Source organism: Paenibacillus contaminans, assembly GCF_003285015.1.
Taxonomy (GTDB): domain Bacteria; phylum Bacillota; class Bacilli; order Paenibacillales; family NBRC-103111; genus Paenibacillus_V; species Paenibacillus_V contaminans.
This window is the reverse complement of record NZ_QMFB01000006.1, coordinates 89,910-101,617: the sequence shown is the minus strand read 5'-3', so window position 1 is coordinate 101,617 and position 11,708 is coordinate 89,910. Positions and strand designations below refer to the sequence as shown.

The 11,708-nt window shown below is 53.0% G+C and carries 9 protein-coding genes; all 9 read right to left on the bottom strand.

Going from position 1 to position 11,708, the window contains the following annotated elements; genetic code table 11:
• Positions 1 to 92: 92 nt before the first annotated feature.
• Positions 93 to 302, bottom strand: coding sequence for a hypothetical protein (locus tag DQG23_RS12445; RefSeq protein ID WP_113031176.1), 210 nt, complete (start codon positions 300 to 302; stop codon positions 93 to 95).
• Between the two features lie 185 nt (positions 303 to 487).
• Complete coding sequence (locus DQG23_RS12440) at positions 488 to 1,207, bottom strand: hypothetical protein (protein WP_113031175.1); 720 nt, start codon at positions 1,205 to 1,207, stop codon at positions 488 to 490.
• A gap of 77 nt (positions 1,208 to 1,284) precedes the next feature.
• Positions 1,285 to 2,376: a sialidase family protein gene (locus tag DQG23_RS12435; RefSeq protein WP_113031174.1), complete on the bottom strand. Its 1,092-nt coding sequence runs from the start codon at positions 2,374 to 2,376 to the stop codon at positions 1,285 to 1,287.
• A gap of 40 nt (positions 2,377 to 2,416) precedes the next feature.
• Positions 2,417 to 3,307: a carbohydrate ABC transporter permease gene (locus tag DQG23_RS12430; protein WP_113031173.1), complete on the bottom strand. Its 891-nt coding sequence runs from the start codon at positions 3,305 to 3,307 to the stop codon at positions 2,417 to 2,419.
• An 11-nt stretch (positions 3,308 to 3,318) separates the two neighbouring features.
• Entirely contained in the window at positions 3,319 to 4,287 is a 969-nt protein-coding gene (locus DQG23_RS12425) for an ABC transporter permease (RefSeq protein WP_238177865.1), read from the bottom strand.
• Positions 4,288 to 4,316: 29 nt separating this feature from the next.
• Positions 4,317 to 5,876 (bottom strand): extracellular solute-binding protein, encoded by a 1,560-nt coding sequence (locus tag DQG23_RS12420; RefSeq protein ID WP_238177880.1) that lies wholly within the window; start codon positions 5,874 to 5,876, stop codon positions 4,317 to 4,319.
• A gap of 157 nt (positions 5,877 to 6,033) precedes the next feature.
• On the bottom strand, positions 6,034 to 8,391 hold the full coding sequence (locus DQG23_RS12415; protein WP_113031170.1) for a helix-turn-helix domain-containing protein: 2,358 nt from the start codon (positions 8,389 to 8,391) through the stop codon (positions 6,034 to 6,036).
• 241 nt (positions 8,392 to 8,632) lie between these two features.
• On the bottom strand, positions 8,633 to 9,817 hold the full coding sequence (locus tag DQG23_RS12410) for a M20 family metallopeptidase (RefSeq protein WP_158560430.1): 1,185 nt from the start codon (positions 9,815 to 9,817) through the stop codon (positions 8,633 to 8,635).
• A 155-nt stretch (positions 9,818 to 9,972) separates the two neighbouring features.
• Positions 9,973 to 11,706, bottom strand: a complete 1,734-nt coding sequence (locus DQG23_RS12405) for a dihydroxy-acid dehydratase (RefSeq protein ID WP_238177864.1) — start codon at positions 11,704 to 11,706, stop codon at positions 9,973 to 9,975.
• Between the last annotated feature and the right edge of the window lie 2 nt (positions 11,707 to 11,708).

Sequence of the window (11,708 nt, the reverse complement as noted above, 5' to 3'; positions counted from 1 at the left end):
CCACTCCCTCCGTTCCACACTGGCATGCTTCTGTTACACCCATGCCCCTTACCGGTCTTCTAGCCATTATCCTACCTTCTTGCCCCTCCCCGCTAGTCACTTGCATGCACTGTTGTCCGATTTTGCCCACTTGGAATATAGTGAGGCTTCCCTTTCCAACCCTTAGTCCGAAATCGCCTGCTTGCAGCGGGTATTTTGCTCGGCACAACGGTGAACCCGCTCTCCAAGTCGGCAAAATCGTACTCCAGCGTAAGGCAAGCTTCGATTCCTTGCTCCAAGCGGGCAATTTCGGACTCCGTCATATATAGGAGCCTCAAAGGCAGCATAGGGATAAACGGCTCTGCCGTCCGTTAAAGGACTGACATGTTTATCGAGAAAAATTGAACAATCACGAAGACATGCTTTCACATGACACAATCGTAAACTGTGGCGGCACTTCCGGATCGCCATCGTACATCGTTTCGAAGTCAAGCATTCTCGTTCCCGATTATTTCATCGCAAACAACCGGTTTACAGCCGGCAGGCTTACGATGCCCGAGTAGTGGTGAATATGGACTGTCCCGGCACCGCCTTCTTCTTCTATCGGCGTCGGCTGCTCGATGACGAAATCGGCGAAATGCGGAACATTAAAGGCGACATAAGCCAAGCCGATCGCATCGGCCGTCTTCTCGCGGCGTTCGGTCAAATCCGGGTACAGCACCGGTCCGGTATCCACCTGATACAGGTTGCGCGCATCATGAATATTCATCGTTTTCACCGGATATTCGATAATCGCCCGCAGTCCGAGCTCTGCGTTATGGAGCTCGGTTTGGGCTACAAGCGGAAAGCCGTCGTTTGTCGCGCTGCGGATTTCGTCATTCGATTCCAGCAGCTTGCAATTTTCCGGATCCTTCAGTTTATATTGCTGTCCGCCCCACATCGTCTCGGCAAGCGGAGTCGACTTATAGTTCGCGTTTAATCTTGCTGTCCGCCGGAAGACGATTCCGTATTCCGGGCCGAAGATCGGCGTGAAATCGTAGTTCTCCGCGAAGAACAAATCCTTCTCCGCGAACGTGTCCTCGCTTTTGCATGAAGCGCACTGATAGTAATCTTCGATTCGTCCGCTTCTTTCGTCAATGAAGCGCAAACGCGACTCCACCCAGAAGCGAACCGAATTTTCAGGCCACAAGCCGGCGATAAAAGATAATCCGTAATGAATGGGCTGCATGATAACATGTCCTCCTTAATGTTTCTTGCTCAAAGTAAACCGCGACCCGGTTTGACCGGCGTTTGCCGGGTCTGCCGCTATTGCCGGCTCAACGCGGACAAAGCGATGCGGCGCATCCGCAACCGGTTGAGGCAGCCTCCGTCTTCTTGCCCGCCCGCGCAATAAGCGAGCAGCAGCGCATCGCCCGAAATGTGGATCGCCGTATAGCAGCATCCGTTCTTGTCCTCTTCGCGTTCGGCGAGGAAATACCTTTGCCATGTACGTCCCTCATCTTCGCTGAAGGCGCCGACGAGCGGCGTTCTCCCCGCGGTTCCCGGAGCAAAAACACGGGTCTGGTAGTTCGGAATCGGGTTCCAAACGGCGATCAGCTCGCCGGTGCCGGGGATCCGTTTCATCGAAAGCGGAGACGCCGGCGATGTAAATGTCGACACGTTCGGCTTCGTCCAGGTCTCCCCTCCGTCATGCGAAAACGTCTCGAATTGCGTTCCCATATCGGTCCGGCTCCATGACCAAAGCGTGCCGTCCTTCCGTTCGATAACGCCCGGTTCCTGCAGACCGGTCGTAGAACGAGGCTCGTCGAGCCACACCGCCGTTCTCGCTTCGCGCCACGTCTTCCCGTCGTCGTCGGACAAGAAGAAAAACTGAATGCCGCGATGATCGAAGCCCGACCAGTCCGTCGTGCTGTTGCTGCTGATTTTATGGAATGCGGCCGGGATGACTAGCCGGCCCGAGGTCAGCCGGATGACGCGGTCGTTGTTCGTCACGTAATAGCCCAGCGCGGGCACGCAGCAGGCGGCTTCGCTCCACGTTTGCCCTTCATCGGACGAACGGCGCAGATGCAGCCTTGTATCGTGCCATCCCCTGCGAATCAAGTAGAACAGCCCGATATCGCCGTTCTCCATCCGCAGCAGCGAGACGCTCATGACATTCAGCGCCTCGTGCTCAACAGCCGTCACGATAATCCTGGCGTCCGACCACGTATGCCCGTTGTCGCCGGAATGACGCGCTGCGAGGCAGGCATATCCGTCATCATGACTGGAATGACCCATAAAGCTGCTGTAAATAAACAAGATGCTCCCGTCGCGCAGATCGAGAAACGCGCCTTCGCTGTTTCGCGGGTTTCCCTGCGAAGGGCCGATGTCCAATACGATTTTTCCTAGATGCTCCATTGCATTTCCTCCTACCCGGATCATGAATTTTTATCGTGCATTATCCTTTGATCGACCCAATCATCACGCCTTTGACAAAATGCTTCTGCAGAAACGGGTAGACGAATAAGATCGGCAGCGTCGTCACGATAATCGCCGCAGCCTTCATGCTCTGTGCGGTCGGCCGCTCATGCATGGCGGCGATCATACTCTTGTTGATGTCTTCGCTGGACATGGAAAGGATAATGCGCCGCAGAATGACTTGAAGAGGCATTTTATTCAAATCGTTAATAAAAATCGTCGCATCGAACCAAGCGTTCCAATGATAGACGGCGTAAAACAAGCCGATCGTTGCGATCATGGGCAGGCTGAGCGGCAGAACGATACGCAGCAAAATGGTAAGCGGCGAAGCTCCGTCGATCGTTGCGGACTCCTCGAGCTCATTCGGAAGCTGGGTAAAGAAATGCCGCATGATCAGCAAATTCCAGGCGCTTATCAATCCCGGCAGCACCAGCGCCCAGAACGAATTAAGCAGGTGCAAGCCTTTTATCAACAGATAGCTGGGGACGATTCCCCCTTCGAAAAGCATCGTCACAAAAACGAGCGTTACAAATACGTTGCGGTATGGCAGCTGTTTGCGGGCCAAAGCATAGGCCATCATCGCCGTAAAAACAAGATTCAAGAAGGTGCCTATACAAACCCGCAGCAGCGTTATGCCGTATGCATTGTAAATGATCGAACCGTTACCGAGCAGCAGCTTGTATGCGGCGAAATCGAATTTCTCGGGGAACAAGATAAAGCTGCCCCTGCGGATCAGCTCCGCCTCGCTGACGAGTGAAGTCGTCATGACAACGATGAACGGCACGATAAACAACAACGAAAGCATCGTTAATCCAAAATAATTGACAAGCTGAAACATGGATACGCCCAAGCGAAATTTCTTTGTCCTCATTGCCGTCACCTCTACCATATGCCGTCGTGACCGAGTTTTTTCGCGATATAATTCGTTCCTATGATAAGCACAAGTGCGATAACAGATTTGAACAAGCCGACAGCCGCAGCGAACGAATACTGCATCTCGAGCAAGCCTCTCCGGTACACGAACGTATCGATGATATCGCCCACATCGTAAACGGTAGGCGAATAAAGCAGCAATATTTGCTCGAAACCGGCGTTCAGAAGCCCTCCTACTGCGAATATGAACATGATGACGACGATAAACATGATGCCCGGCAGCGTTATATGCCACATTTGCTTGAACCTGCCGGCTCCGTCGACGACAGCGGCCTCATACAGCTGCGGGTCGATGCCGGCGATAGCCGCGAGGTAAATGATCGTCCCCCATCCGACCTCCTTCCAGATGCCGGAGACGACAAGCACCGACCGGAAGTACGACTTGTCGCCGAGGAAAAATATCGAATCAAAGCCGAGCTTCTGTAAAAAAACGTTGACGATGCCTCCATCGGTCGTAAGGAGTGTCGTGACGAGTCCGGCAACGATGACCATGGACAGAAAGTGCGGCAAATACGATATCGTCTGCACGATCCGCTTAAACGCCTCGATGCGAACCTCGTTGATCAGTAACGCAAGAATAATCGGTGCAGGAAAGCCGAACAGAAGCCGGTACAGGCTGATCAGCACCGTATTGCGCATAATGTTCCAGAAATAATACGAATTGACGAAATTCTCGAAATGCTTCAATCCTACCCACTCGCTCGTAAAGATACCTTCAAATCCGTCGAAGGGAGTCACATCCTTAAAAGCGATGACAACCCCGTACAGCGGGATGTAGTGAAAGATGAGAAAGTATATGGTTCCGGGCAGCAGCAGCCAGTAGAAGAGCTTATTTTTCTTCAATAACGTCAGCCTGACGTTCCGTTTGCTTCCTAACGTTCCCGTTCCATGCGGGATGTTTTCCGCCTGCGCTTTCAACCTGTTCCTCCTCGCATTCGTTTCCATAACTATTTAAATTTGTTGTACTGTTCGGTGTATACGTCGATCCATTTCGCAAGACCTGCTCCGTTCAGTTCCTGCAAAAATTTGTCGTAACCGTCCATCGGCCGCGCTCCCATAATGAACTTGACGATTTCTTCGTCGATCATTCGCTCCAGGTCTGCCCGGTTGGGAAGCTTATCGGCGATTTCCTTCTGGTCGAACTTGAACGTTACATTCGACACCGCCGTTTTTTTGGAACGGGTCGTATCGCCGCTGTATTGACCCAGATAGTCGAATTCCGGTTTCGCCGCCGGATCGCTCATCGCATATTGGACGGTATAAGCGAATGTATCCCCGACGAGAAATTCCCCTACGTAGTCCTGGTTTAAATTCTCGATCACCCGATTTTTCTCGTCGACATATTTCCAATTTCGGTCTTTAATGCCGGCGTACAGCAGAAAAAAGTTTTCGATATCGGCGTTGATCCAATCGAGCAGCCGCATCGCAGCTTCCGGATTTTGCGACTTTTTGCTGACTACCCAGCCGGTGCTTGAAGCATCCGTCATTGTCATGACGCTGCCGAGCGGACCTTTCAATTCGCCGGCCACTTTATATTCAGCCGCAGGCACATTTTTCTGCAGCTCGTGCTGAACGGCAAGCACGATCGTATCGTGCACTACAGCGGTTCCGACGCGGTTTTGCTTGACAAGCTCGCGAATGCGCTCCGTATTTAAGGCGAACGATTCTTTATAGATGTAACCTTTCTTGTACCAATCGGCCATTTTCTCGATAAATTGCTTGTAACCGGGATGCATAACCGGCGGCTTGACCTTGCCGTCCGTATCGACGAAAGGTCCGTAGCCGACACCCATGAATCCTGCGGCGAGACCCAAATTCAATCCGACAAGGTTGGTTATCATCGGGATCGTTTGTCCGTTGCCGGCCGGATCCCTTTCTTTAAGCGCTTTCAAAACAGCTTCATATTCATCGAACGTTGTCGGCAGCTGCAGCTTGAGTTCGTTCATCCAATCCGACCTCACGAAGGCCGCTTTCATCGCCAGTCCGGGAACGCTGGGAACACCCCATATTTTCCCGTCTTTATCGGTCAAAGCTTTCCACGAATCCCCCCACTCCTGCGGCCAAAGCTTTTTGACATTCGCCCCATATTTGTCGAGCAGCTCGCCGACCGGCTGAATCGCTCCGTTCGTCCGGTAATTGATCGTATCCCCCATAAAAATATCAAGCGGCTCGTTCGAGGCGAGGAGCAGATTAAGCTTTTCCGCCTCCTGCCCTTTGGGCGGGATGATGGGCACGATCTCGATTCCGGACTTTTCGATAATCGTTTTTCGGACCAGCTCGTAATCCTCCGGCTTGCTCAGCTTCGAAGCGTTGCTCATGGCACCGCTTGCATAAATGTACACCTTCTCCGGCTCCTTGGACTTTCCCGTATCATTCGTCTTCCCGGTTGTCTGTTCTCCTGTCGCCGATGCCGGGGAAGAGCTTCCGTCTTTACCGCCCGAGGAACAGCCGAATAGGGTCACCGGCAGGAGACAAACCGCCGCAGTTACCGCCAAGCCCTTTCTCATCTTGTACACAAAACGACCTCCATGTGATCCGATTTCAGTTTTTTTTGAACTGATGCCCCCATGCTATATCGCCCGAAAAAACTTTGAAACACTCATGTTTTGACATCGCGGAAGAAGTCAATATCGGAGGATGATTTGTCAAAAAAAGCGCAGCGCTTCACTTCTCCTCATACGATTTCCGGTATTCGCCGGGCGTTTTGCCGGTCAACTGCTTGAAAATCCGAATAAAGGAATTCACTTTCGTATAGCCGAGACGATCGCAAATATCCTTTACCTTCATGCCGGTTTCCAGCAGCATCTGTTTGCTTTTCTCGATCCGTACGATCGTCACGTATTCCATAAAGCCGATTCCCTGCTTTTCCTTGAACATTCGGCTTAAGTAAGAAGGATTCAATTGAAGCCGGTCGGCTACCCACGTCAGCGACAGCTCGTCGGCGTAATGCCGCTCGATCAGCCGGATCGCTTCTTCTACGTACGTTCTGCTCTTCGTGCGAAAAGCGCTGTCTATCCTGTCGCACAAAAATTGAATGACTTCCTCCAGCCAGCTGAACGTTTCGTTCATATTTCTTTTTTGCAGCAGCACCCCGTACAAATTCGTCTTGGTCTGCATGGCCGCTTCCAGATCGAAGCGCAGCTGGTCTGCCGTTTCCATGAAGCTGGCAAGCAGCTGCACGAATACCCTTTGCACTTGATGAAAATGCAGACACGCCTGCTGCGATTTCAGATCGGCGACGAACTCCGCCAGCATCCGCTTGGCATTGAGGGCATCGCCGTTTTTAATGAATCGGTTCAGCGTCGTTTCTTTTTCCTTGGGATAATACAAGGCCGGCGTCCCCTCCAACCGGACATCCTCGATGTAGACGACTGCACCGGCACCTGCGATATTGCGGCAGCGCACCGCTTCTTCCGCCTCCTCGAAAGCTCTCTTTAATCCGTTCGCATCGCTGCAAAACCTTCCTATGCCCATGAGGCTGTGAATGCCGAGCGACAACTTGATCTCTTCCTGAGCGGCTTCCGCCAATGCGAAAATATCCGCCATCCGCTCCTCTTCCCAGTTCATTAGAACAGTGAATAAATCATTCGCCATCTCCACTACAATGACATGACGCTTCAATGCGAAGCATCGTTCAAGCTCGTCTTTCATCCGCAGCTTATTCAGGTTGTCATTCGCAAAATCGCGGCCGGCGCTTCCCGGCTGCTCGTAATAAACGTTCAGCAGAACAATTTGCTCCAGGCAGAAATCGATGCCAAGAAACGCCATCCGTTCGACCGTTTCCTCTTTGTCGTACTTGTCACCTCTGACGAGCGAGACGAGAAACTTTTCCCGGTAGGCCGGCAAGCTCTCCTTCAGCCGCGACTGCAAGCTTCTTCTATCTGCGATCGCTTCCTCGAAGCTCGACTGAATCAGCTTGAATTCGTCGAGCGGCCGCATCTCGTCCGGCCTTCCCTTTTCACTCTGGCTGATGTTGCGAATGTAGGTCAGAAGCCGAAAAACGGGCAAGTACATGCTCCGGCTCGTCATGAAGGCCAACCCCGCTGCAACGGCTACCAAAATGAACGATTCCATCAGCAACAGCCCCCGAAGACTGGAGACATTATCGTAAAGCCGGTTCAAATTGACCGTAGCGACAAATGTCCAGCCAAGAGCCGACGACGTCTTGTACAGAATGAGCCGGTTTTTCCCCTCTTCGTCGAGCACGGCCGGCCCTACCCCGGGAGCGTCCGTTTTTTTCCGCGACATCAGCTCGTCACCGATCCGCCCGTATTCGTCCGATAAACCATCGGAAACGATCAGCTTATTTTCAGCCGACAAAATGAAGAACTGCCTCCCGGCTTGATTTTCCAGCTTTTTGATCACATTGTCGTACAGCTTCCGGACATCGAGGTTTACGATTACAACGTTTTTCATGCTCGGCGATTGGTAAATAAGCGGCAATATTTGCCTCTGACTGCCGTTTCGCTGCTTGACGTTCTGAATATCCATAAAATAAGGATACGTCATAACCTGCTCGGGGAGCCGCATCTTTACAGGCTCGCCGGGCTGCTCTTCCGGATAATCGACCGAAGACAGCACGATTTCCTTGGCCCGGTCGATCAATTGAACCGAATGGATATATTCATTGGATGACTTCATATTATCCAGCATATTCCATACCTTTTGCTTGCTGGAAATATACCGTTCCAATCCGGTTAAATCCTCATCCTTCAATGTCCCGGAAATATGCTCGTAATAGTGTCCCTGAGGAAAATTTTCAAAGGCGCGCAACGAACTGTCCATCGTCAGCTGTTCGACGCTTTTGCCGATTTGGTTGACGATGATTTCCACCGCCGTCGCCGTCTGGTTCAGATAGTTCGAGTTGGCCGTATGAAGCTCCAGCTTGATTGCGGCCATCGTATTCCGGTAGTACAGAAAACTAAGCAGCATGATCGGCAGCAGCGTAACAAGCAGCGTGAACGTCATTAGCCTGAAGTAATAATTGCGGCTGCGCCTGAAAAGCGGCCATCTGTTTAACATCCGTTATCCCTCCGTTTGTATAGGTAACGATGGTGGATTCGATAGCTGGAGTATGCTAGCCTCATCATAATCTTTAATTCAATAATCCGAAATGCTCTTTTCTTGACATAATCGATAATTCTCAGCCTCTACCGCAAAAATTTTAACCTTTCCGGAAAATCCAAACAGACCTAGCGGATACATCCCGCTAAGTCTGTTTTACCTTCCGTTTGAACGCTCTCTTCGCAAAACGTTATTTAAGCTAACTGGCGTTTCTGCTGCTGCTGCCGCCGGTCTCGACAAGCTCCCGAATAAATTGCAAATACGCTTGAGCCGCCAGCTCCAGCTCGCGAATTTCGACGTATTCGACTTCGCCGTGCGCCGTACTTTGGTCCGGGCCATGACATAACACAGGAATGTTCATCGCTCTGGCCAGTATTCCGGCGTCGGTGACAACCTTCTTGCCGGCGAGCGGCAGCTCGATGCCTCGCGCCTCACGGACCGCCCGCTGCAAAGCCGATATAGCCGGATTCGCGGAATCGAGCCGATAGCCGTCCCTCACCTTGCGCATATCAAGGTCGATTTCGACGCCGAATCGCGAAGCAAGCGCATCAAGCAACAGTCTAAGCTCATCCTCCACTTCGGCAAAGTTCTGCTCCGGCCGGTAACGTCTGACCCCTTCCAGAACGGCCCGGTTCGGCAGCTGATTATAGAACTGGCCGCTGTGCATCGACCCGATAAAATAAGAAGCATGGCCGATATCTTCGATCCACTCCTTCTCGAGCTCGGCATTGCGTTCTCTCAGCATACGAACCGCTTCCGACGCCACCTCGATGGGATGCGCAGCGCCTGGCGGGGAGAAAAGCTGGTGAGAGGGCTCGCCCTCCCGCTTGATCGTAATGAGGAATGTCGCGGAACCGAGCTGGGCGATCGTACAATCCCGCGTAGCCCCCTCCATGACGATTGCCGCATCGGCTTCAAGCTTGACGTTATCCGTCAAAGCGACCAGGTCCTCGCCCCTCCCGCCGGGACTTTCGTGCAGGCTGTTCGCTACGATGATAAGCTTTCCGGTAAACCGGTCCTCCGATTGCCGCATGGCCCGGACGACCTCCAGCACGCAAGCGAGCGAGCCTTTCATATCGCAAGCGCCTCTGCCGTAAATACGCCCGTCACGAACCTCAGCCGGTTCATGCGGAATGGGAACGACGTCCATATGGCCGTTGAACAAGATCACAGGACCTCCGGAGTCATCTCCGTAAGTCGCAACCAAAGTCGGATTATCCTTTATCCATTCGTATTGCTGTACCTGACATCCCGCTTCCCTCAGCATGTCATGGTAACGTTTGGCGATCTCATTCGTATTTCCCGTTATACTTTCGATGCGTACGAGCTCCAAGGTGTCCCGGACGATCCGGTTTACATTCAATTGCGGAAGCTGGAAGGGCATATATTCATCCTCTTTTCGCATAATGCCATCGTTTTGTATTCCTTAGCTCGATGTATTTGCCAATGTCCCTCTTGCCGTCCTCTTCCTGTTGTCCACATCGAGCGCAAAGCCCGTATTACTCGCATCGCCGAATATTGCTTCTCGCCAAACCGGCGTTATCCTCTCCCGACGATCGGCGGTACGAAAACAGCTTCCTCGTCCGAATCCGGCCGCAAGAAATCGAGATCGCAGCCTTCGGGAGCCTGCAGTGAATGGTCAGCGAACATACGCAAATAGCCGCGCTTGTGACGCAATGGCGGACGACTCCATACAGCCAGTCTTTCGGCGATCTCTTCGTCGCTTACATGCAGGCTGATCGTCGACGCTTCGATATCGAGCTCAATCCAATCCCCGTTGCGAACGATCGACAGCGGGCCGCCAACCGCCGATTCCGGCGAAACATGCAAAACGACCGCGCCATAGCTCGTTCCGCTCATCCGCCCGTCGCTTATACGAACCATATCCCTTACGCCTTGCTTCAGCAGCTTGGCGGGAATCGGAATCGAGCCCCATTCCGGCATGCCCATCGCAACAGGACCGCAGTGCTTGAGCACAAGAACGCTGCTTTCGTCGACCTCAAGCTCCTCGCTGTCGATCCGGCTTAACATGTCGGCGTAATCCTCAAACACGACGGCTTGACCGCGATGACGGAATAAATGCGGGGATACCGCCGACTTTTTGATTACCGCTCCTTGAGGAGCAAGATTGCCTTTGAGTACGGCCAAGCCGGCATTTTCCTTAAGCGGAGCCTCAAGCGTCGCGATGACCTCCGTTTCCGCCGGCCAATCCTTGCGGTCCTGTCCGTATGTTTGCGCGACCGTTAACCCGGTTGCTGCAAGACAATCCCCGTCCAAATGAGGAAGCAGCTCGCGAATAACCCGGCTTAGTCCGCCCGCACGGAAAAACTCATCCATGCTGTACCGGCCGCTCGGCTGCAAATTCACGAGCAGCGGAACTCCCTCTGCAACGCGGGCATACCGTTCGATCGGGATGCGGATATTCAGTCTGCCCGCAATCGCGGTAAGATGAATCGCAGCATTCGTCGAGCCGCCGATCGCCGCAAGCAGCTTGATCGCATTGCCGAACGCCTCTTCCGTCATAAACCGCGAAGGGGTCAGGTTCTCCTTGACCATTTCGACGATCCGGAACCCGGTTGCTTCTGCCGCCGTTTTGCGCCGGGCATCGTCCGCAGGAATGCTTGAAGTGCCCGGGAGCATCATCCCGAGCATTTCGGACATGCTTTTCATCGTCGAAGCCGTCCCCATTACAGGGCAGCCGCCTAAACCGCATGAGATCGACTTCTCCAGCTCCTGCCATTCTTCATCCGTAAGTAGCCCGGCTTTGTAATCATCCGTATATTTCCATAAATCGGTTCCGTAATTGACCTCTTTGCCGCGAAAGCTGCCCGAAGAACGGTGTCCGGCCGCCAGCTGCAGCGCCGGCAGGTTGCAGCTCGCCGCGCCCATCAGCTGGGCGGGAGCCGTCTTGTCGCATTCGCAAAGCAGGACGACGCCGTCGATCGGCTGCGACCGGATGCTTTCCTCGATATCCATGGAGAGCAAATTGCGGTACGGCAGGTCGGAAGGCTTCATAAAATCCGACGGGGTTGATATCGTATGGAGCTCGATCGGGTAGCCGCCGGCAAGCAGCACGCCGCGTTTGACGAACTCGACAAGCTCTTTGTGCGGATAATTACAGCTGTTAAAGTCGTTCCACGCATTGAAAATGCCGATAATCGGCTTCCCTAGAAACGTATCCGGATTGTGGCCCATGGCCCGCATAGCCGATCGGTGCTGGAAAGCCAGCTCCGCATTGTCGCTCTCGAACCATTCACTGCTGCGATATTTCACAA

Coding starts and splice junctions, on each gene's coding strand:
- DQG23_RS12445 (WP_113031176.1), bottom strand. CDS start 302: ATGACGGAGTCCGAAATTGCCCGCTTGGAGCAAGGAATCGAAGCTTGC.
- DQG23_RS12440 (WP_113031175.1), bottom strand. CDS start 1,207: ATGCAGCCCATTCATTACGGATTATCTTTTATCGCCGGCTTGTGGCCT.
- DQG23_RS12435 (WP_113031174.1), bottom strand. CDS start 2,376: ATGGAGCATCTAGGAAAAATCGTATTGGACATCGGCCCTTCGCAGGGA.
- DQG23_RS12430 (WP_113031173.1), bottom strand. CDS start 3,307: ATGAGGACAAAGAAATTTCGCTTGGGCGTATCCATGTTTCAGCTTGTC.
- DQG23_RS12420 (WP_238177880.1), bottom strand. CDS start 5,876: ATGAGAAAGGGCTTGGCGGTAACTGCGGCGGTTTGTCTCCTGCCGGTG.
- DQG23_RS12415 (WP_113031170.1), bottom strand. CDS start 8,391: ATGTTAAACAGATGGCCGCTTTTCAGGCGCAGCCGCAATTATTACTTC.
- DQG23_RS12410 (WP_158560430.1), bottom strand. CDS start 9,817: ATGCCCTTCCAGCTTCCGCAATTGAATGTAAACCGGATCGTCCGGGAC.